20 protein-coding genes are annotated in these 21,517 nt (G+C 59.9%); 6 read left to right on the top strand and 14 right to left on the bottom strand.

Annotation, left to right across the window (positions count from 1 at the left end; translation table 11 throughout):
• Nucleotide 1 precedes the first annotated feature (1 nt).
• On the bottom strand, nucleotides 2-958 hold the full coding sequence (locus AC1D19_RS07255; RefSeq protein WP_477762807.1) for a YihY/virulence factor BrkB family protein: 957 nt from the start codon (nucleotides 956-958) through the stop codon (nucleotides 2-4).
• 176 nt (nucleotides 959-1,134) lie between these two features.
• A complete protein-coding gene (locus AC1D19_RS07250; protein WP_477762806.1) occupies nucleotides 1,135-1,326 on the bottom strand; it encodes a CsbD family protein in 192 nt (63 codons plus the stop codon).
• 194 nt (nucleotides 1,327-1,520) lie between these two features.
• Between AC1D19_RS07250 and AC1D19_RS07245 the strand changes: the two genes are divergently transcribed.
• A complete protein-coding gene (locus AC1D19_RS07245; RefSeq protein ID WP_477762805.1) occupies nucleotides 1,521-1,898 on the top strand; it encodes a hypothetical protein in 378 nt (125 codons plus the stop codon).
• A gap of 127 nt (nucleotides 1,899-2,025) precedes the next feature.
• Here AC1D19_RS07245 and fadD1 read toward each other — a convergent pair whose 3' ends face one another.
• Together fadD1 and fadD2 are read right to left on the bottom strand one after the other, a co-directional pair.
• Nucleotides 2,026-3,726, bottom strand: coding sequence for a long-chain-fatty-acid--CoA ligase FadD1 (fadD1, locus tag AC1D19_RS07240; RefSeq protein ID WP_477762804.1), 1,701 nt, complete (start codon nucleotides 3,724-3,726; stop codon nucleotides 2,026-2,028).
• A gap of 356 nt (nucleotides 3,727-4,082) precedes the next feature.
• Nucleotides 4,083-5,771, bottom strand: a complete 1,689-nt coding sequence (fadD2, locus tag AC1D19_RS07235; protein WP_477760563.1) for a long-chain-fatty-acid--CoA ligase FadD2 — start codon at nucleotides 5,769-5,771, stop codon at nucleotides 4,083-4,085.
• A 245-nt stretch (nucleotides 5,772-6,016) separates the two neighbouring features.
• On the opposite strand from fadD2, the gene AC1D19_RS07230 reads away from it, so the two are divergent.
• The 4 genes from AC1D19_RS07230 to AC1D19_RS07215 all read left to right on the top strand — a co-directional run bounded on the left by AC1D19_RS07230 (nucleotide 6,017) and on the right by AC1D19_RS07215 (nucleotide 8,980).
• Nucleotides 6,017-6,961, top strand: a complete 945-nt coding sequence (locus AC1D19_RS07230) for a lysophospholipase (protein ID WP_477762803.1) — start codon at nucleotides 6,017-6,019, stop codon at nucleotides 6,959-6,961.
• Nucleotides 6,962-7,002: 41 nt separating this feature from the next.
• Nucleotides 7,003-7,473 carry a MaoC family dehydratase gene (locus tag AC1D19_RS07225; protein WP_477756913.1) on the top strand — a complete coding sequence of 157 codons (471 nt, stop codon included), beginning with the start codon at nucleotides 7,003-7,005 and terminating at the stop codon, nucleotides 7,471-7,473.
• A 70-nt stretch (nucleotides 7,474-7,543) separates the two neighbouring features.
• Nucleotides 7,544-7,780 carry a DUF3820 family protein gene (locus AC1D19_RS07220; RefSeq protein WP_003227425.1) on the top strand — a complete coding sequence of 79 codons (237 nt, stop codon included), beginning with the start codon at nucleotides 7,544-7,546 and terminating at the stop codon, nucleotides 7,778-7,780.
• Between the two features lie 18 nt (nucleotides 7,781-7,798).
• Nucleotides 7,799-8,980 carry an aminotransferase class V-fold PLP-dependent enzyme gene (locus AC1D19_RS07215; RefSeq protein WP_477756198.1) on the top strand — a complete coding sequence of 394 codons (1,182 nt, stop codon included), beginning with the start codon at nucleotides 7,799-7,801 and terminating at the stop codon, nucleotides 8,978-8,980.
• Between the two features lie 216 nt (nucleotides 8,981-9,196).
• Here AC1D19_RS07215 and AC1D19_RS07210 read toward each other — a convergent pair whose 3' ends face one another.
• The 3 genes from AC1D19_RS07210 to zwf are packed head-to-tail and all read right to left on the bottom strand — an operon-like array spanning nucleotide 9,197 to nucleotide 12,049.
• Entirely contained in the window at nucleotides 9,197-9,862 is a 666-nt protein-coding gene (locus AC1D19_RS07210) for a bifunctional 4-hydroxy-2-oxoglutarate aldolase/2-dehydro-3-deoxy-phosphogluconate aldolase (protein ID WP_008050561.1), read from the bottom strand.
• 17 nt (nucleotides 9,863-9,879) lie between these two features.
• Nucleotides 9,880-10,593 carry a 6-phosphogluconolactonase gene (pgl, locus tag AC1D19_RS07205; protein WP_477762802.1) on the bottom strand — a complete coding sequence of 238 codons (714 nt, stop codon included), beginning with the start codon at nucleotides 10,591-10,593 and terminating at the stop codon, nucleotides 9,880-9,882.
• Nucleotides 10,580-12,049, bottom strand: a complete 1,470-nt coding sequence (zwf, locus tag AC1D19_RS07200) for a glucose-6-phosphate dehydrogenase (RefSeq protein WP_477762801.1) — start codon at nucleotides 12,047-12,049, stop codon at nucleotides 10,580-10,582. Before zwf ends, pgl begins: the two co-directional genes overlap by 14 nt.
• Nucleotides 12,050-12,277: 228 nt before the next feature.
• Here zwf and AC1D19_RS07195 point away from each other — a divergent pair, with 228 nt between their 5' ends.
• A complete protein-coding gene (locus AC1D19_RS07195) occupies nucleotides 12,278-13,138 on the top strand; it encodes a MurR/RpiR family transcriptional regulator (protein ID WP_170948639.1) in 861 nt (286 codons plus the stop codon).
• Nucleotides 13,139-13,254: 116 nt separating this feature from the next.
• Here AC1D19_RS07195 and AC1D19_RS07190 read toward each other — a convergent pair whose 3' ends face one another.
• The 7 genes from AC1D19_RS07190 to AC1D19_RS07160 form a co-directional block, all read right to left on the bottom strand.
• Complete coding sequence (locus AC1D19_RS07190; protein WP_477762800.1) at nucleotides 13,255-14,109, bottom strand: D-hexose-6-phosphate mutarotase; 855 nt, start codon at nucleotides 14,107-14,109, stop codon at nucleotides 13,255-13,257.
• A gap of 113 nt (nucleotides 14,110-14,222) precedes the next feature.
• Nucleotides 14,223-15,569 (bottom strand): carbohydrate porin, encoded by a 1,347-nt coding sequence (locus AC1D19_RS07185; RefSeq protein ID WP_477762799.1) that lies wholly within the window; start codon nucleotides 15,567-15,569, stop codon nucleotides 14,223-14,225.
• Between the two features lie 127 nt (nucleotides 15,570-15,696).
• Entirely contained in the window at nucleotides 15,697-16,857 is a 1,161-nt protein-coding gene (locus tag AC1D19_RS07180) for an ABC transporter ATP-binding protein (RefSeq protein ID WP_477755240.1), read from the bottom strand.
• Nucleotides 16,858-16,860: 3 nt separating this feature from the next.
• On the bottom strand, nucleotides 16,861-17,706 hold the full coding sequence (locus tag AC1D19_RS07175; protein ID WP_477762798.1) for a carbohydrate ABC transporter permease: 846 nt from the start codon (nucleotides 17,704-17,706) through the stop codon (nucleotides 16,861-16,863).
• Nucleotides 17,699-18,607: a carbohydrate ABC transporter permease gene (locus AC1D19_RS07170; protein ID WP_008032969.1), complete on the bottom strand. Its 909-nt coding sequence runs from the start codon at nucleotides 18,605-18,607 to the stop codon at nucleotides 17,699-17,701. The genes AC1D19_RS07175 and AC1D19_RS07170 overlap by 8 nt, the downstream gene beginning before the upstream one ends.
• A 146-nt stretch (nucleotides 18,608-18,753) precedes the next feature.
• On the bottom strand, nucleotides 18,754-20,052 hold the full coding sequence (locus AC1D19_RS07165; protein WP_477755238.1) for an ABC transporter substrate-binding protein: 1,299 nt from the start codon (nucleotides 20,050-20,052) through the stop codon (nucleotides 18,754-18,756).
• 117 nt (nucleotides 20,053-20,169) lie between these two features.
• Nucleotides 20,170-21,429, bottom strand: a complete 1,260-nt coding sequence (locus AC1D19_RS07160) for a D-mannose isomerase (RefSeq protein WP_477762797.1) — start codon at nucleotides 21,427-21,429, stop codon at nucleotides 20,170-20,172.
• Nucleotides 21,430-21,517 lie beyond the last annotated feature (88 nt).

The following is a 21,517-nucleotide window of genomic DNA, read 5'->3' as shown; positions in this document are numbered from 1 at the left end:
ATCAGGTTTCATCCATGGTCGGTTTGTGTGAGTGATCGCGGCCCAGTCCCGACACGTGGTGCTTTTCCTCATGGACGGGACCATGCTCGCCAGCCACTTTTTCGCCAGGGTCCTTGCCCTCTCGCGACATGTGCTCGATCACCGCGTTCATCTCCGCGCCCAGCAGCAGTACCGCGGCGGAAATGTAGAAGTACAGCAACAGCACGATGATCGCACCGATACTGCCATACATGGCGTTGTAGTTGGCGAACTCCTTGACGTACAAACCGAAGCCCAGGGAAGCGATGATCCACACCACCACCGCCAGCACTGAGCCTGGGGTGATGAAGCGGAATTCCTGTTTGACGTCGGGCATGACGTAGTAGATCAACGCCACCGCGACCATCATCAGAATCACGATCACCGGCCAGCGCGCGATGGTCCAGAGCGTGACGATGAAGTACTCAAGGCCGACTTGCGCAGCGATCCAGCTCATCACCTGCGGACCGAGCACCATCAGCGCTGCGGCGATCAGCAGCATGCCGGCAATGCCGACGGTGTAGATGACCGACAACGGAAAGCGTTTCCACAGCGGACGCCCTTCAACCACGTCGTAGGCAGCGTTCATCGCGCTCATCATCAGCCGCACGCCGGCGGAGGCGGTATACAGCGCAATCACGATACCCACCGAGAGCAAGCCACCCTTGGACTGCTGAAGCTGGTCGATCACCGGGTTGACCTGCTCCAGTGCCTGGGGCGGCAATACGAGTTCCGATTGCAGGCGCAGCCAGGAGAAAAAGTCGGGCAGGTGCAGGAAGCCGATCAGGGCAATCAGAAACAGAATGAACGGAAACAGCGAAAACAGCATTTGATAAGCCAGCGCCGAGGCATAGGTCGACATTTCGTCGGCAATGAACTCGGTGACCGTGCGCATCATCACACGGTGCAGGGGCAAGCCTCTCATGTCCGGAAAAATCATTAGCGTCTCCATTCGCCGCATACGCATTTGGGTTGAAGTCGTGGCGACTCAGGGGCCGTTTCCTTCATCAAGGTAGCCCAGTTGGCGACTTTGAAACAATTTCAGAGTGCAAGTTCAGGCTGACACAAAAACGGCCATCCGAAGATGGCCGCGTCCTGTTTTCATTCAAGGCCTGATCATGCCTTGTCGATACCTTTTTTCAGCGCATCCTTGGCCTTGCCGACTGCTTGCTGGGCCTCGCCCTTTCTTTCCTGCCTCACGCCCTCGGCACGCATTTTATCGCTGCCGGTGACCTTGCCAACACCCTGCTTGATGTTGCCGGCGGCTTCATTGGCCACGCCTTTGATTTTATCGCTTGTGCTGCTCATGGTAATTCTCCTGTGAATCGAAGGAAAAGTCGTTACACAAGGTTGACCGGGGGCTTTTGCAGGGAGTTTCATTTATTTTCACCACGACATTTCATCGTTCAGTGCAGGTTGCGCTTTATGTTTGCCGGCCAACCCCCGAGAATGCGCAACACGTTCAGGCCATGGCGCTGAAGATCCAATCCCGTAGGAATGTTATGAAACTCGATAAAAAGCAGGCCATTGCCCGCAGAAACCAGGAACTCGGCGGTGCTGTGCTTGGCGTCAACAACTGCCACTTCGCCGAACTGAACCGTAACCGTAACATCTGGTGGTTCGACCTCCCGGTGACGCGCCTTGCAATCGGTCAGTACGAGTGGATTCACCTGCTGATGCACACGCCGGACACTGACGAACTGCTGCACCTGAAAGTGCCGACCGTGTTCCTGCGCGAGAAGCTCGAAGGCCTGGTGGTGCGCAATGAAGGCAAGCGCAAGGCTGCATTGAGCCTGGAACTGAGCGCCGACAAGGACTCCTTCCTGCAGGACATGCGCCCGACGGGCACCAACGTCAACTTTGCGCCATTCCGCCAGTAAAAAGAAAAGATCGCAGCCTTCGGCAGCTCCTACAGGTGACCGCAATCCCATGTAGGAGCTGCCGAAGGCTGCGATCTTTTGATCTTCAACAAAAAAGCCCCGCATCTGCGGGGCTTTTTTGTGTTGATTACGCGGTGGCTTTCTTCCCGTTGATCTTCTTCAGCTCTTCATCGCGCAATTCACGACGCAGGATCTTGCCGACGTTGGTGGTCGGCAGTGCATCGCGGAACTCCACGGAGCGCGGGACCTTGTAGCCAGTGACGTTGGCGCGCATGTGCTCCATCACCTGTTCCTTGGTCAGGGTCACGCCCGGCTTGGCAACGATGAAAATCTTGATCGCCTCGCCCGACTTCTCGTCCGGTACACCGATGGCCGCGCATTGCAGCACGCCCGGCAGGGTCGCCAGCACGTCTTCGAGCTCGTTCGGGTACACATTGAAACCGGACACCAGGATCATGTCTTTCTTGCGATCGACAATGCGCATGTAGCCATCGGGCTGGATCAGCGCGATGTCACCGGTCTTCAACCAGCCTTCGCTGTCGAGGATTTCATCGGTGGCTTCCTGGCGCTGCCAGTAGCCTTTCATGACCTGCGGGCCTTTCACGCACAGCTCGCCGATTTCGCCCAGCGGCTGCTCGACACCGGCATCGTTGATGACTTTGCACAGGGTCGACGGCACCGGAATGCCGATGGTGCCGACCTGGATGTGCTGGATCGGGTTCACCGTGGCCACCGGGCTGGTTTCGGTCATGCCGTAGCCTTCGCAGATGGCGCAACCGGTCACCGCTTTCCAGCGTTCGGCCGCCGCCAGTTGCAGGGCCATGCCTCCCGACAAGGTGACTTTCAGCGCGGAGAAATCCAGCTTGCGGAAGCCTTCGTTGTTGCACAGGGCCACGAACAGCGTGTTCAGGCCGACGAAGCCGCTGAACTTCCACTTCGACAATTCCTTGACCATCGCCGGCAGGTCACGCGGGTTGCTGATCAGGATGTTGTGGTTGCCCGCCAGCAGCATCGCCATGCAGTGAAAGGTGAACGCATAGATGTGGTACAGCGGCAGCGGCGTGATCAGGATCTCGCAACCTTCATTGAGGTTGGAACCCATCAGCGCCTTGCACTGCAGCATGTTCGCCACCAGGTTGCGGTGGGTCAGCATCGCGCCCTTGGCCACGCCGGTGGTGCCGCCGGTGTATTGCAGTACCGCGACATCACCGCTGGCCGGGTTGGCTTCCGCCACTGGCTGGCCCAGGCCTTTGCTCAGCACGTCGTTGAACTTGACGGCCTTGGGCAAGTGATAGGCCGGCACCATCTTCTTCACATACTTGATGACGCTGTTGATCAGCAGACGCTTGAGCGGCGGCAGCAGGTCGGCGACTTCGGTGACGATCACGTGCTTGACGCCGGTTTTCGGCACCACGGTTTGGGCCAGGTGCGCCATGTTGGCCAGGCAGACCAGGGCCTTGGCACCGGAGTCGTTGAATTGGTGTTCCATTTCCCGCGCGGTGTACAGCGGGTTGGTGTTGACCACGATCAGCCCGGCGCGGATGGCCCCGAAGACGGCAACCGGGTACTGCAACACATTGGGCAGTTGCACGGCGATTCGATCGCCGGGCTGCAAGTCGGTATGCTGTTGCAGGTAAGCGGCAAACGCACCGGACAATTCGTACAGTTCACCGTAGGTGAGTGTCTTGCCCAGGTTGCTGAATGCCGGCTTGTTGGCGAAGCGTTGGCAGGATTGCTTCAACACTGCCTGAATATTCGGATACTCGTCTGGATTGATGTCGACAGCAATCCCAGCTGGGTACTTATCCTTCCAAAAGTCTTCGATCATGGAAGCCCACTCCTCAGCAACGCGAATTCAGCACCGCATTTGATGCGATTATTATTGGTGTTTGGTCATTGGTGAATCTGGCTGATAGAAGGCCGAGAAGTCACAAAGCGCGCCGAGAGTAGCAGCTTTGCCAAGGGTCGACTAGAGCCAAAAGAGGCCTCTACGGTCACATTTGTGACTCAAGACTTTCAGGCAGTCATTTTAGAGCAAAAGACCTATAAAGCCCTGTGGCCCGCTAAAACCGGGGCTAAAAGCAAAAGATCGCAGCCTTCGGCAGCTCCTGCAAGGATATGCGATCCCTGTAGGAGCTGCCGAAGGCTGCGATCTTTTGGAATCGCGCCGGCCTCTATGTCCTGCTACGCGATATCACGCAACTCCCGCCGCAGGATCTTGCCCACCGGCGTCATCGGCAGCGACTCACGCAGCACGATGTGCTTCGGTACTTTGTACGCCGTGAAGTTTTCCTTGCAGTAAGCCTTCAACTCTTCAAGGCTGACCCCTGCTTCACGGGCCACCACGAACAACTTCACCGCCTCCCCCGACCGCTCGTCGGGCACACCGATGACCGCGCAGTTGGCGACTTTCGGGTGTGCCATCACCACGTCTTCGATCTCGTTCGGGTACACGTTGAACCCCGAAACAATGATCATGTCCTTCTTGCGATCGACGATGCGCACGAAACCGTCCGGGTCGATCACCGCGATATCACCGGACTTGAACCAGCCCTCGGCATCCAGCACTTCGGCGGTGGCATCGGGTTTTTGCCAGTAGCCCTTCATGATCTGCGGGCCTTTGATGCACAACTCGCCGCGTTCTCCCAAAGGTTGCTCGACGCCGTCATCATTGATGACTTTCAGCGTGGTACCCGGCACCGGCATGCCGACCGTGCCAATCCGCGATTGATCGCCGTAGGGGTTGGCGCAGGCAACCGGCGAAGTTTCGGTCAGGCCGTAACCTTCGGTGATGCGACATCCAGTCAGTTGTTCCCAACGCTCGGCAGTGGCCTTGACCAGCGCAGTACCGCCGGAGTTGGTGAGCTTGAGGCTGGAGAAGTCCAGGGTCTTGAAGTCCGGGTGATCCATCAGCGCTACGAACAGCGTGTTGAGCCCCAGCAACGCCGAGAACCGCCAGTTCTTCAGCTCCTTGATGAAGCCGCCGATGTCACGCGGGTTGGTGATCAGCACGTTGTGGTTGCCCGTCACCATCATGCACATGCAGTTCGCCGTGAAAGCATAGATGTGGTACAGCGGCAGCGGCGCGATCATCACCTCCTGGCCTTCGCGCAACAGCGGCTGGCCGTCGCTGGCCGACTGGCTGAGACAGGCCCGCGCCTGTTGCATGTTCGCCACCAGATTGCCGTGCGTCAGCATCGCACCCTTGGCCAGACCGGTGGTGCCGCCGGTGTATTGCAGCACGGCGATGTCGTCGAGGCCGACGCTCAGCGGCTTGATGCCCAGGCCACGGCCCATGTGCAATGCACTCTTGAAAGAAATGGCCTGGGGCAAGGAATAGTCCGGGACCATCTTCTTGACCTTGCTCACTACAGTGTTGACCAGCCACCCCTTGGCAGTGGGCATCAGGTCGCCCATCTTCGCTTCGATCAGGTACTGGATATCGGTGTCGGGGAGCACTTCCTGGACTTTCTGGCCGAACATATTCAGGTACACCAGTGCCCGGGCACCGGAATCCTTGAACTGGTGACGCATTTCCCGCGCGGTGTACAGCGGGTTGGTGTTGACCACGATCAACCCGGCGCGCAAGGCACCGAACACGGCAATCGGATAATGCAGGACGTTGGGCATCTGCACCGCGATGCGGTCGCCCGGCACCAGGTCGGTGTGGGCTTGCAGGTAACCGGCGAAGGCAGCGCTCTGGCGTTCCAGTTCGGCGTAGGTCAGGGTCACGCCCATGTTGCTGAACGCCGGGCGATCAGCAAACTTCTTGCAGGAACGCTCGAACACCTCGATTACCGACTTGTAGGCTCCCAGATCGATATCCATGGGCACGCCGGCCGGGCGTTTGTCATTCCAGAAATCAGGTTGCATTGTTGTTGTCCTCTTTACCTGAATCTATCCGGGGCCACTTTTCTGTCACTTTTCAAAAAAAATGCAAAAAGCGGAGCTTCACGGACACTAGCAGTTATGACGTAGCAGGCAAATATGCCCACAGCCGTCATTGACCGTATGAATCTACTCGCCGTGGCGTAGGCTGATCAGACGCCCAGCCAAGGATGCGCTATAAACTGCAACGAGCTGTTTGCGACCAGGCAGCCTCATGCAAAGGAACCGCCATGATCCATGACACTTTCTGGCTGACCACGAGCGACCACAGCCGCCTCTTCGTCAACCAGTGGCTACCCGACGGCAGCTTCAAGGCAATGATTCTGCTGGCCCACGGCATGGCCGAACACAGCGGTCGCTACGGCCCCCTTGCGCAAAAGCTCTGTGACCAGGGCTATGGCGTGTGCGCGCCGGACCTGCGTGGACATGGCAAAACTGCCGAAAACGGGACACTCGGGCATTTCGCCGATGACGATGGCTGGTGCAAGGTCGTGAGCGACCTGGCCTGCCTCAACCAGCACATCGGCCAGCAGCACCCTGGCGTCCCGATCGTGCTGCTCGGTCACAGCATGGGCAGTTACATCGCCCAGGCCTATCTGCTGCACCACAGTGCCAGCCTGCACGGGGCAATCCTCAGCGGCTCGAACTTCCAGCCTGTGGCGCTTTATCGCGCGGCACGGCAAATCGCCCGTCTCGAACGCCTGCGCCAGGGCGGCAAAGGACGCAGCGCTTTGATCGAATGGCTGTCGTTCGGCTCGTTCAACAACAAATTCAAACCGGCACGCACGCCGTTCGACTGGCTCAGCCGTGATCCGGCGCAGGTCGATCTGTACGTCAACGACCCGCTCTGTGGTTTTCGCTGCACCAATCAACTGTGGATCGATTTGCTCGGTGGCTTGCAGCAAATCAGCAAAGCGTCCAATCTCGCCCAGATCGACCGGGGCCTGCCGCTGCTGGTGATTGGCGGTGAATGTGATCCGGTGAGCGAAGGCAAACGTCTCAAGGATCTGGCCGACGCACTACGGGCGGCCGGCAGCCAACACCTGCAACTGACCGTTTACCCGCAGGCGCGGCACGAACTGTTCAACGAGAGCAACCGCGATGAAATCATCGCCGATGTGTTGAACTGGATCGCACAGGCCTTGAGCACTCCTCGGCCGCACCGATCCGAATAGCGTTTTGTGAATTTTCTAATTCGTCACAGGAATTGAGACAGATGACCCAGGTTACCAACACCCCTTACGAAGCCCTCGAAGTCGGCCAGACCGCCAGTTTCAGCAAGACCGTCGAAGAGCGCGACATCCAGTTGTTCGCCGCGATGTCCGGCGATCACAACCCGGTGCACCTGGATGCCGACTACGCCGCCAGCACCATGTTCAAGGAGCGCATCGCCCATGGCATGTTCAGCGGCGCGTTGATCAGCGCGGCGGTCGCCTGCGAATTGCCTGGACCGGGGACCATCTACATCGGCCAGCAAATGAGCTTTCAGAAACCGGTGAAGATCGGCGACACCCTGACCGTGCGCCTGGAAATCCTGGAAAAACTGCCGAAATTTCGCGTACGCATTGCCACCCGCGTGTTCAACCAGCGCGATGAACTGGTGGTGGATGGCGAAGCTGAAATCCTCGCACCACGCAAACAACAGAGCGTGACCTTGACCACGCTGCCAGCGATTAGCATCGGCTAACCCTCTGTGGCGAGGGGGCTTGTCGGAATGCCTGTATTTTTCAGACTGACCAAATCAAGACGACCGATCGATGAATCCTGAAAAGCTCGAACTGCTGATCACCCGCGAAATGCCCTTCGGCAAGTACAAGGGCCGAATCATTGCCGACCTGCCCGGCCCTTACCTGAACTGGTTCGCCCGGGAGGGTTTCCCCCATGGCGAGTTGGGTGGCCTGCTGGCCCTGATGCAGGAGATCGATCACAACGGTTTGTCGGACTTGCTCGAACCGCTGCGCGCCAAACACGGCAAACCGGCCCCGCGCCACTGAACACCTACCGAGTAGCCCATGCCCGACAACACCCGCCGCGCCCGTGATGAAGCCTTCTGGCAAACCTTTGCCGACCGCTACGATGTCGAACCCGGCCCGCTCAACCTGGAGAACGGTTACTTTGGACGCATGTCGCGCACGGTGGTCGAGGAATACCAGCGCAACATCGAGCTGATCAACCGCAGCAATTCGGTCTATGTGCGCCAGCGCTTCGAACAGGGCGACAGCCTGAAGATCCGCGCGCAACTGGCCCGGTTGATAGGCGTACCCGCCGACAGCATCGCCCTGACCCGCAACGCGTCGGAAGGTTTGCAGTCGCTGATCCGCAACTACAACCGGCTCCAGCCCGGCGATCAGGTACTGGTTTGCGATCTGGAATACGACACGGTCAAAGGCGCCATGCGCTGGCTGGCGCGTAATCGCGGTGTTGAAGTGATCGAGATCGAACACACCCACCCCGCAACCTTCGACAGCCTGCTCAATACCTACCGCGAAACCTTCGCGCGGCACCCACGGCTGAAGCTGATGGCCCTGACCCACGTCACCCATCGCACGGGCCTGGTGATGCCGGTGCAGGCGATTGCAGCCGCGGCAAAGGAACACGGCATCGACGTCATCCTCGACGGTGCCCATGCCCTCGGTCAGTTCGAATTCGACCTGGCCGAGTTCGGTATCGCCTTCGCCGGCTACAACCTGCACAAGTGGATCGGTGCACCGCTGACGCTCGGCTTTATCTACATTGCACCCGAACACCTGGCCGACATCGACCCGGACATGGGCGAGATGCATTTTCCGGTCACTGACATTCGTGCCCGTATGCCGTACAGCACACCGAACATTCCGGCGTTGCTGACCTTGCCGCTGGTACTCGAGGAGCATCACGCCATGGGCGGCGCGGCGGCCAAGGGTTCTCGGCTCAACTACCTGCGCAACCTGTGGGTCCGCCCCGTGCGCGAACTACCGGGCATCGAAGTCCTGACCCCGGACGACCCGCGACTGTACTGCGGCATCACGTCCATGCGTTTCATCGCACAGACCGATCAGCAGGCGATGGTCGAGCGGCTGCTCAAGGACTACAACCTGTTCACCGTGGTACGCACTGGCGCGGCGTGCGGCCCGTGCATCCGCATCACCCCGGGGCTGACCACCACCGCCGAGCACATGACGCGGCTGACCACGGCGCTGGCGCAATTGTGCTGACCTGCAGGAGCGAGCCTGCTCCGGGCGGCGTTCCGACGATGGTCGTGAACGATAACGCGGGAACCCGATAGCCAGCGGTGGCTGGAAGTTTTTCGCGAGCGAGCTCGCTCCTACAGGTATTAATTGCCTCAACTTTTCGCGGGCAAAAAAAAACGGTGCACCGACCAAGCGCACCGTAAAGCCGTAGAACACACAACGAGGTGTAGGGTGAAGCGATCAGTCCAGCAGCGCCAAGGCCTCGGCGGTGCATTCCTGAATGCGGGCCCAGTCGCCGTTCTTGATCCACTCCGGATCGAGCATCCAGCTACCGCCCACGCACATGACGTTTTTCAACGCCATGTAGCTCTTGATATTGGCAGGTCCCACGCCGCCGGTCGGGCAGAATTTCACTTCGCCGAACGGACCGCCCAAAGCCTTGATGGCTGCAACGCCGCCGCTGACTTCGGCCGGGAACAGCTTGAAGCGGCGATACCCCAGACCGTAGCCTTCCATGATGCCCGAGGCATTGCTGATGCCCGGCAACAGTGGAATCGGGCTGGCGACGCTGGCTTCCAGCAGGTCGCGGGTGATACCCGGCGTGACGATGAATTGCGAGCCGGCCGCTTCCGCCGCCGCCAGCATGTGGCGATCGAGCACGGTGCCGGCACCGGTCACCAGTTCCGGACGCTGCTCGCGCAGAATCTGGATGGCCTTGAGGCCGAATTGCGAACGCAAGGTCACTTCCAGGGCCGTCAGGCCACCGGCCGCCAGGGCGTCGGCCAGCGGCAGAACGTCTTGCTCGCGGGCGATGGTGATCACCGGCAGAATCCGCGCTTTCGCGCAGATGCTGTCGATCAGGGCAACTTTGTCCGCCATGGAAACGGTCGGGGATGGGTTTGTCATAGCGGCTGTTCCTTGGCTCATGGGCACCAGTAAATCTCTAACGTGGGTTGCAGAAACGCGCGAATCGGCAGTGCGGCGACATCGTCACCGGCCAGTGCGGTACTCAGGGTGGTCAGCTTGGACTGACCGGAAATCGATAGAACCTTATGCTTGGCCGAGGCCAGCAACGCCCGGCTCATGGTCAGGCGCTGATGCGGCACGGTCGGCGCCAGCATCGGCCAGCAGCGACGGACGCCATCGGCCTGCAATGCCTCGGCAAGGTTCGGGCTGTTGGGGAACAGCGACGCGGTGTGGCCGTCATCGCCCATGCCGAGAATCAGCACGTCGATCACCGGCAACTCGGACAACAAACGGTCGGCCTGCTCGGCCGCCTGTTCCAGGTTGGCGCTGGCGCTGTACAGGCTCAGGAATTGCGCCTTGGCCGCCGGGCCTTGCAGCAGGTAACGCTTGATCAGACCGGCGTTGCTGTCGGCGTGTTCCACCGGCACCCAGCGCTCGTCGGCCAGGCTGACCACCACGTTCGACCAGTCCAGCGTCTGCCTGGCCAGGTGCTGGAAAAACGCCACCGGGCTGCGGCCACCGGAAACCACCAGGGTCGCAGCGCCCTGGGCTTCGATCGCGTCGCTCAGTTGTTTCGCCACGTTCAGTGCCAGGCTTTCAGCCAGCAGCACCGGGCTCTTGTATGCATGGGCGCTGACGCCCTGCGGCAGTTTCAAATCAGATATCGCCATACCACGACCTCCCGTCCCGCGTGATCAGAGCAATGGAGCTCATCGGCCCCCAGGACCCGGCCGCGTACGGCTTGGGCGCATCACCGGATTTTTTCCACCCGGCGATCAACTGGTCACACCACTTCCACGCGGCTTCGATTTCATCTTTACGGACAAACAGGTTCTGATTGCCGCGCATCACTTCCAGCAACAACCGCTCGTAGGCATCGGGAATCCGTGCGCTGCTCCAGGTGTCGGAAAAATTCAGCTGCAACGGACCGCTGCGCAGCTGCATGCCTTTGTCCAGGCCTTGATCTTTGGTCATGACACGCAAGGAAATACCTTCGTCCGGCTGCAGGCGGATAATCAGCTTGTTGCTGATTTGCAGGCGCTGCTCGGGGGCGAAGATGTAGTGCGACGGTTCCTTGAAGTGGATGACGATCTGCGACAGCTTCTGCGGCATGCGCTTGCCGGTACGCAGGTAAAACGGCACGCCGGCCCAGCGCCAGTTGCGGATGTCGGCACGCAGGGCGACGAAGGTTTCGGTATCGCTCTGGGTGTTGGAATTGGGTTCTTCCAAGTACCCCGGCACCGCTTTGCCTTCGCTGTAGCCGGCGATGTACTGGCCGCGCACCACTTGAGTGGTCAGGCCTTCCGGGCTGATCGGCGCCAGGGCCTTGAGCACTTTGACTTTCTCGTCGCGAATGCTGTCGGCGGACAGGTCGGCCGGCGGGTCCATGGCGATCAGGCAGAGCAGTTGCAGCAGGTGATTCTGGATCATGTCCCGCAGCTGGCCGGCTTTGTCGAAGTAACCCCAGCGGCCTTCGATGCCGACCTTCTCGGCCACGGTGATTTCCACGTGGGAAATGTAATTCTGGTTCCACTGGGTTTCGAACAGGCTGTTGGCGAAACGCAGGGCGATCAGGTTCTGGACGGTTTCCTTGCCCAGATAATGGTCGATGCGGTAGGTGCGGTTCTCCGGGAAGAACTGCGCCACCGCGTCGTTGACCTTGCGCGAGGATTCCAGGTCCGAACCGATGGGTTTTTCCAGCACCACGCGGGTGTTTTCTGCCAGACCGACCTTGGCCAGGTTCTCGCAAATCGCGCCGTATACGGCGGCAGGGGTCGCAAAGTAGGCGATGACTCGCTGTGCGGTGCCGGCGACTTCGGCCAGGGTCACATAATCCTCGGGCTTGAGGAAGTCGACGTGCAGATAGCTCAGGCGCGCCAGAAAACGCTCGACCACGGCTTCATCCAGCTCTTTGGCGCCGACATAACGGCGTAGCTCGGAGGCGATGAACGTCAGGTGTTCCTGCTCGCTGCCCGGTTCACGGGCCAACGCGATGATCCGCGTGTCCTCGTGCAACAGGCCTGCGCCGTCGAGTTGATAAAGGGCAGGAAACAGCTTGCGCAAGGCCAGATCGCCCAGGCCGCCGAACAAGGTAAAGGTGCACGGTTCAACCGTAATCGAGAGCATGATGTTTGTTCTTTTATCAAGTTAAGCTACAAATACCTTTTTTCAAGGCATCACTCAAGGGAAAATGTAGTAATAACCACAACATTTTCGCAAAATACAGATTCCGAGTGGTGGTCGGTCGGAGCCATCAGTAGGATAGGCCACCGTGATGGGCCTCACCAAAGGCCCTTTTTGCATTAACCGCGCGCTTATCGGTGCCGGTGAATCAAGGATACTTATATGGACCGCGTGCGAAATTTACTGGAGCAAATCCAGAATCGCCTTGAAGAGCTGAACAAGGCCGAACGCAAAGTCGCCGAGGTGATTCTGCTCAACCCGCAGCAGGCCACCCGCTTCAGCATCGCCGCCCTCGCCCAGGCCGCTTCGGTCAGCGAACCGACGGTCAACCGTTTCTGCCGTTCGTTCGGCGTCAGCGGCTACCCTGAGCTCAAACTGCAACTGGCCCAGAGCCTGGCCAGTGGCGCCGCCTATGTCAGCCGTGCGGTGGAGGCCGATGACAATCCGGAGGCCTACACCCAGAAGATCTTCGGCAGCGCCATCGCCTCGCTGGACAGCGCTTGCCAGGCACTCGACCCGAACCTGATCAGCCGCGCCGTCGACCTGCTGATCCAGGCGCGGCAGATCCACTTCTTCGGCCTCGGCGCCTCGGCCCCGGTGGCACTGGATGCGCAGCACAAGTTCTTCCGCTTCAACCTCGCCGTCACGGCCCACGCGGATGTGCTGATGCAGCGCATGATTGCCTCGGTGGCCCACACCGGCGAGTTGTTCGTGATCATTTCCTACACCGGTCGCACCCGCGAACTGGTGGAAGTGGCGCGCATCGCCCGGGAAAACGGCGCCTCGGTGCTTGGCCTGACCGCCGAGAACTCGCCACTGGCCAAGGCCAGCACCCTGAGCCTGAACATTCCGCTGCCGGAAGACACCGACATCTACATGCCGATGACGTCGCGGATCATCCAGCTGACCGTGCTGGACGTGCTCGCCACCGGCATGACGTTGCGCCGGGGCGTGGATTTCCAGCCGCATTTGCGCAAGATCAAGGAGAGCTTGAATGCCAGCCGGTATCCGGTTGGGGATGAGTTTAATTAGGACGCTTCGCGTAAAAGATCGCAGCCTCGTTTCACTCGACAGCTCCTACAGGTATACGCGCTTGCGTAGGAGCTGCCGAAGGCTCGGGCCGCGTTCGGACGATCTTTTGATCTTCTTTACACCCCCACCCGCGCCTGCAAACTCAAATGCGCCCGCTCCCCAGGCGCAAGGCACAGGCTATCGGTACCGCCGCTCGCCGCTTCCACACAGACAAACTCGGATATCTCGTTCCAGGTCACGCCGAGCAACGGCCGCGAGCCGGGATGCCACACCACCGTGTCGGCCGTATCCCCCGTATCGATGCACAAAGCCCGCTGCCAGGCGTGGTCATTGAGCTGCAATTCACCGTCATGCTGGAACACTCGCTGGCATCCGCCGTCCACCCGTAATTCGCCTTCCTGCTGACAGACCTGCCGGCTCAACTGGTCGTAACCCTGCGCGCCTTCGAGCCCAGACAGCGCTATCTCACTGACATCGCCAATACGCCAGTAAGCATGCAAAGCCTGGCTCAGCTGGCACGGCATGTCGTCCTGATGCTCGGTGCTCAGACGCAACTCCATACGCTCACCCAAGTGGGCGTGCAAGTCCACCTGCCAGTCGCACAACTTCAGCTGCCAGTGCAATCGCACGCCGTCGTCGTCACTGCTGCTGTCGAGCAGCTTCCAGTCGAGCAACCGTGCCCAGCCATGGGACGGCCAGGCGTTTTCGCTCGGATGCCGGCCATACCACGGCCAACACACCGGCACGCCACCGCGAATGGCGCCGACCTGCGGCCACTTCGCCGCGCACCACAGCCAGGGTTTCTGGCCCTTGGGCTGGAAGTGCAACAACTGCGCGCCCTGCCGACTGAACACCGCCTGACACAACGGATGATCGATCACCAGCACATCGCGCATCTGATAGCGCTCCCACGCGAACACCGGACGCTCGCGCAAGGATTTGAAGAAGCGTTGTAGCGGATGCTCAAGCATGTGCCACGGTCCTGAAATCAACTGTCACCGGGGTGCGCGACCCGCAAAAAAAAGCGGACAGCCATGGCTGTCCGCAAATATGCGCACATGGAGAGAAGCTTATCGCAGACGCGTTAGAACACCGACTGAATTTTCAGGCCAGCCACCAGCGCGTTGTCGACTTCATCCACACCACCCGGGTGCGTGACGTATTGCAGGTTGGGGCGTACGGTCAGCCAGTTGGTCACGTGGAAGCCGTAGTTGATCTCGTAGTTGTATTCGGTTTCACGAATGGGCGAGAACAGCGGATTGTCGTATTCCGAAACGCCGTTGGCCGCGTTGGTCAGCTCGGCGTTTTTCTTCACGTCATCGTTGACATGGATACGGGCGAAACCGATGCCCACGTCATCCTTCGGACGCGCGTCGAACGGGCCCTTGTACACGAACATCAGCGACTGGTAGTTGTCGACGACGTTAGTGTCCTTGTCGTGGAAGGTGGCGTTGGCCGCGATGTTCAGACCGCGAGAAGCGTCACCGTTGTGAGTGGTGAGTTGCTGCTGCGCGACGAACCAGTAGCCGTGCTTGCTATCGTGGACGCGAAAAGGCTTGCCGGTGGTCGCGGCGTCCTGGCCGTTGTCGTCCTTGAGAACGTCATCGGCAGGCGCAGTGCTTTTGTAGTAACCGACACGGTATTCGCCCGGCAGGTTGTTGACCTTCGGCGACCAGACCAGCTCGACCGGCAGTACGGTGCCATTGGTACCACTGCCGCTGAGCTTGAAGCCGTTACCGTGTTCCAGTTGCGACGTGTTCTGGTTGTACGCGCCAATCTGGGCGTAGAGCTCGTCATTGATGTTGTACTTCACGCGGATCGCCGCCTGCATCACCGGCCAGTTGTACCAGATGTTGGTGGCCCAGTTACCCACCTGGGATCCGCAGAACGCCAGGTTCTGGAATTCGCACGGGAAGGTGTTGAAGTCTTCACCTTCACCGAAGTAACCGGCTTTGACGTCCAGTTTGTTGTCGAGGAACTGGTGCTGAATCCACAACTGGGTCAGACGCACCATATGGCCACGACCGAAGACTTCCTGCGAGGAACTCAAGGTGCCGGCACGCGGATCGCCGATACGGTCGTTGGAGATGTTCTCACCGTTACGGTTGGTGAGCTGGATCTTGGCCTGGGTGTTATCCCAGCCGAACAGTTTCTCCAGGTCCAGCGCCGCGCCCAGGCCAAACTGGTCGGCGTAGCGCGCGGTCTTGTCATCGTTGAAACCGCCATGCAGGTTGCCGCCGACTTCACCGACGTAGTCCATCTTGATGTCGATGCCTTGCTCGATCAGCTTGGTACGCTCGCCACCCCAGTCGCCCGTCATCCACTTGGAATCGGAGCTGAACGCTTCATCGGCCATCGCATTGCCGGCCAGAACCAGTGCTGCCGCTGCTGAAACCTGGCAGATCAACCGGGCCTTGTTCTTCATCTTCATCCCTACTTCCTCGTTTTATTGTTATTAACTTTTCTTCTTTAACGCGGTTACATCGGTTGCGACGGATGTCTCCACCCAACGCATATCCCCCCCTGTAGGAGCAAGCTCGCTCCTACAGCTTTGTTCTTCAGCGGCCTTTGAATTGGGCCACGTTGTCAGCATGCGCCTCGGCTTTCGGCACGCCGGCAACCCCCAGCCGCTCCCCGCTCTTGGCATCGAACAGCAGCACTTTCGCCGGGTCGAATTGCAGGGTCAGGGTCTCGCCCACTGCCGGCGCCACGTCTGGCGCCAGGCGGCAGCAGACCTTGGTGTCGTTGAGGTTGACGAAGACCAGGGTGTCGGGACCGGTCGGTTCGGTGACCTGGACTTCGGCACGAATGGTCGGCAAACCGTTCGCTTCGCCGTTGGCCAGGATGATCTGCTCAGGGCGCATGCCGAGGATCACTTCGCGATCTTCGAGACCGGCGTCCTGCATGCCCAAAGGCAACTCGCAACGGGCCTGGCCGCTGTCGAGCAGCGCCAGCAGTCGACCGTCCTTGCGCTGCAGGCGCAGCGGGATGAAGTTCATCGGCGGCGAACCGATGAAGCTCGCCACGAACAGGTTGGCCGGGTTGTTGTAGATGTCTTTCGGCGTGCCGAACTGCTGGATGATTCCGTCCTTCATCACCGCCACTTTGTCGCCCAGGGTCATGGCTTCGATCTGGTCGTGGGTCACGTAGACCGTGGTGGTTTTCAGGCGCTGGTGCATCAGTTTCATTTCGGTGCGCATCTCGACCCGCAGCTTGGCGTCGAGGTTGGACAGCGGTTCGTCGAACAGATAAATCTTCGGCCGCCGCGCCAGGGCACGGCCCATCGCCACACGCTGTTGCTGGCCACCGGAGAGCTGGCCGGGCTTGCGGCTGAGCAGGTGCTCGATCTGCAACAGCTTGGAAACCCGAGCGACTTCTTCGTCGATTTCGGCGGTCGGCATTTTGCGGATCTTCAGGCCGAACGCGATGTTGTCGCGCACACTCATGGTCGGGTACAGCGCGTAGGACTGGAACACCATGGCGATGTCGCGATCCTTGGGGCTCATGCCGCTGATGTCGGCGTCATCCACCAGGATCGCGCCGCCGCTGATGGTTTCCAGGCCGGCGATGCAGTTCATCAGCGTGGATTTGCCGCAGCCCGACGGGCCGACCAGGATCAGGAATTCCCCGTCATCGATTTTCAGTTCGATGTTTTTCAGGGTGTCCGGCAAACCGGCGCCGTAGGTCTTGTTGACGTTGCGTAATTCGAGAGTTGCCATGTTCTACCCCTTGACCGCGCCGGACGTCAGCCCACGCAGGAAATACTTGCCAGCGAATATGTAGACCAGCAGTGTCGGCAGCCCGGCGATCATCGCGGCGGCCATATCAACGTTGTATTCCTTGGCCCCGGTGCTGGTGTTGACCAGGTTGTTCAGGGCCACGGTAATTGGCTGGGCATCGCCACTGGCGAAGACCACGCCGAACAGGAAGTCATTCCAGATCTGGGTGAACTGCCAGATCAGGCAAACCATCACGATCGGGATCGACATCGGCAGCAGGATTTTCAGGAAGATCGTGAAGAAGCCCGCGCCATCGAGCCGCGCCGCTTTGACCAGCGCATCCGGAATGCTCACGTAGTAGTTGCGAAAGAACAGCGTGGTGAACGCCAGGCCGTAGACCACGTGCACCAGCACCAGGCCGGTGGTGGTGTTGGCCAGGCCGATCTTGCCGAGGGTGAACGAGGCTGGCAGCAGCACGGTCTGGAACGGCAGGAAGCAGCCGAACAACAACAGGCCGAAGAACAGTTGCGAACCACGGAAACGCCACATCGACAACACATAGCCGTTCATGGCACCGATGAACGTAGAGATCAGTACCGCCGGCACGGTGATTTTCACCGAGTTCCAGAAGTAGCTGCCGACACTGTCCCAGGCCTTGATCCAGCCGATGCCGTCGATCACGGTCGGCCAGCTCAACAGGTTGCCGGTACGGATGTCTTCCGGGGATTTGAAACTGGTCAGCAGCATCACCACCAACGGGATCAGGTAGATCGCAGCGGCCAGCAACAAGGTTGCGTAGATCGCGATACGGCTGAAGCTGAGCGATGGTTTGCCGAGTTGATTAGTCATGACGTTTGCCTCGCAGCTCGGAGTACAGGTACGGCACGAGGATGGTCAGCACGGCGCCGAGCATCAGCATGGCGCTGGCCGAACCGATGCCCATCTGGCCACGGCTGAACGTGAAGGAATACATGAACATCGCCGGCAGGTCGGAGGAGTAACCCGGACCGCCCGCGGTCATCGCCGCGACCAGGTCGAAGCTCTTGATCGCGATGTGCGCCAGGATCATGAAGGCACTGAAGAACACCGGGCGCAGGCTCGGCAGGACGATCTTCAGGTAGATGGTCGGCAGGCTCGCCCCGTCGACTTGCGCGGCACGGATGATCGACTGATCGACACCGCGCAGGCCGGCGAGGAACATCGCCATAACAAACCCGGAGGCTTGCCATACGGCGGCGATCACCAGGCAGTAAACCACGCGATCCTGATCCACCAGCCAGTCGAGGCGGAAGCCTTCCCAGCCCCAATCCCGCAGCATCTTGTCCAGGCCCAGGCCAGGGTTGAGCAGCCATTTCCACGCGGTACCGGTGACGATCATCGACAGCGCCATCGGGTACAGGTAGACGGTGCGGATGAAGCCTTCCTTGCGAATGCGCTGGTCCAGCAGCACGGCGAGGAACACGCCCAGCACCAGGCTGATGCCGATGAACATGCCGCCGAACAGCGCGAGGTTCTTGCTCGCGACCCACCAGCGGTCGTTGTCCATCAGGCGCATGTATTGCTGCAGGCCGACCCACTTGTAGCTCGGCATGAAGCTGGAGTTGGTGAAGGACAGAATGAACGTCCAGATGATGTAACCGTAGAAGCCAACCAACACGATCAGCATGCTCGGCGCGAGTACCAACTTGGGTAGCCAGCGTTGCAGCGCATCGAACGGTGAGGCTTTGCTGAAAACCGCCACAGAGCTCATCGGGATAATCCAGGTTTAGATAAAAGGATCGGAGTGCGATCCCTTGTAGGAGCTGCCGCAGGCTGCGATCTTTTGATTTTGTTTTTGAAAATCAAGATCAAAAGATCGCAGCCTGCGGCAGCTCCTACAGGGGGGATGCCAAGGGATTACTGGGCCGCTTTGACAGCCGAGGCCAGTTGGGCGCTGGCCTTGGCCGGGTCTGCGTCCTTGTCGTTCATGAAGTTGGTGACCACGTCGAAGATCGCGCCCTGCACGGCCAGGGAAGTGGCCATGTTGTGCGCCATGCTCGGTTGCAGACCGCCGGTCTTGTCGTCCGCGACAAAGTCCTTCGCCGATTTCTGGGCGCACTCGTCGAAGCCGAGCTTGTCCATTTCGTTCAGCATGTCGTTACGCACCGGGATCGAACCCTTGTTCATGCTGAAGACTTTCTGGAAGTCGGTACCCAATGCGACCTTGGCCAGGTCTTGCTGGGCGGCGATGTCACCCTTGCGATCGGCCTTGAGCTTGAACACCGCCAGGGAGTCGATGTTGTAGGTGAAGGCTTTTTCAGTGCCCGGGAACGCTACGCACTGGTAGTCCTTGCCGGCGACTTTCTTCGCCGCAGTCCACTCGCTTTTTGCCCAGTCGCCCATCATCTGCATGCCGGCCTTGCCGTTGATGACGTCGGCGGCGGCGATGTTCCAGTCACGACCGGCGCGGTTCGGGTCCATGTAGCCGGTGATCTTTTTCAGCTCGGCGAACGACTGGGTCATCTGCGGGCCGGACAGGGTTTTCTGGTCCAGGTCGACCAGGGCTTTCTTGTAACCGTCGGCGCCCATGACCGAGAGCACCACGTCTTCGAACACGGTGCTGTCCTGCCAAGGCTGACCGCCGTGGGCGAGCGCGATGAAGCCGGCGGCTTTGAGCTTGTCGCCGGCGGCATAGAATTCTTCGAGGGTGGTCGGGGCTTTTTCGATCCCGGCTTTCTTGAATACTTGCGGGTTGATCCACAGCCAGTTGACGCGGTGGATGTTCACCGGCACGGCCACGTAATCGCCTTCGTACTTGACGGTGTCGGAGACTTTCTTCGACAGCAGGCCATCCCAGTTTTCCGACTTGGATACTTCTTTCAACGCGTCGGTGCTGAGCAGGCCAGTGCTACCCCACTCCTGGATATCCGGACCTTTGATTTGCGCGACGCCCGGCGGGTTGCCGGCTACGGCGCGACTTTTGAGTACGGTCATGGCCGTGGAACCGCCGCCACCGGCGACTGCGCCGTCCTTCCAGGTGAAGCCGTCTTTTTCGACTTGAGCCTTCAGGACATCGACTGCTGCTTTTTCACCACCGGAGGTCCACCAGTGAACGACTTCAACGGAACCTTTGGATTCAGCGGCAAGAACACTGAGGGGGAGCGCAGACAGGGAAGCGAGAGAAATGACAGTAGCGAGGCGAGAAATCGCATTCATCCAGGAGCACCTTTCTTGTTGTTATGCATGCAAGTCTATTGCTTGCGCTGCATAGGAGTTTAAACAGGGGATATCCCCTCGCAGGTAACGAAGGGATGCGCAAATGTCACCGCATGGTTACATAGAACCGCTCTGGGACAACTGCGCCAGCGCCGTGGCCATGCTCGGCGCCAGCGCCAGGCGCGGAATCAATACGGCTTGCCAGGCGTGGTAAAGGTCAGGTTTGCCGGGCCAGATATCGGCACTCGGGCGGTTCAGCGGGTCGAGTTCGTGATGCCAGCTGCCATCGCAGCGGTCGATGAAATGACTGTCACAAAATTCCCAGAATAGTCGGTACCAGTGCTCGTACTGCTCATCGCCAGTACGTTTGAGTAGCGCACTCGCGGCGGCACTGGCTTCGCAATGGGTCCAGTGCAGGCGATGGCGGACCACCGCTTTGTTGTCCCAGTCCAGGGTGTAGACAATCCCCGGCGCGCCGTCGATGCTCCAGCCGTGACGGCAATTGTGCTCGAAGAGTTTTTGCGCGTCGGTGACCAGCCAGCCGGGTGTGAGCATCCCTGCTCTCACCCGCGAAGCTTCGAGGTGCAGCAACAATCGCGCCCACTCGAAACCGTGGCCCGGGGTGGTGCCGTACGGGCGGAAGCCGTCGGCGGGGTTGTCGTGGTTGTATTCCCGCAGCGGCTGCCAGTCGCGGTCGAAATGCTCGATCACCAGGTAATCGTTGGCAGCGGCGTGACCATGGATCACTCGCTCGACAATCCGTTGGGCGCGGCTCAGCCAGCGGTTGTCTTCAGTGACATCGGCCAGGGCGAGGAAGGCTTCAGTGGCGTGCATGTTGCTGTTGGCGCCTCGGTACGCCTCCTCCTCGCTCCAGTCGCGATTGAAGGATTCGCGCATCGCGCCTTCTTCTTCGCTCCAGAAACAGGTGTCGATGATATCGATCGCATCATCGAGCAAGGCTTGCGCACCGGGGCGCTGCGCGACCACCGCAGAACTTGCCGCCAGCGCCACGAAGGCATGCAGGTAGGCGTTCTTGCCGGTGTTGCCATCGCGATGTTCGGCGGCCGCGAACCAGCCGCCATGCAGCGCGTCGCGCAACGGCCCGCGCAGCGCCGCAACGCCGTGATCCACCAGCTCGGCAAAACCCGGCAAGCCCTGAATATGGGCCATGGCGAAGCTGTGGGTCATGCGCGCGGTGTTCATGGTCTGGGCTTGCGCATCAGCCGCGAGACGGCCTTTTTCATCGAGGTTGCCGAAGCCTTCAGGCAGCTTCGAAGCCTTGGCGAAGGCCAGCAGGCGCAAGCCTTCGGTGGCGAGCCATTGCTGATGGGCAGGTGCGTTCAGCCAACTGCTGAAGGCCGGTTGGAAGGTGTCCATGGCGTACCTTTTTTGTTGTTATGACTGTGGGGCAGCATAAACAACGGACGAAGGCGGGCTTGTAACGAAGGGGGTGGGGTTTGTCACC

This window comes from Pseudomonas sp. P1_C12 (assembly GCF_056406435.1).
The sequence above is the reverse complement of the archived record's forward strand: the minus strand, read 5'-3'. Positions and strand labels throughout refer to the sequence as shown.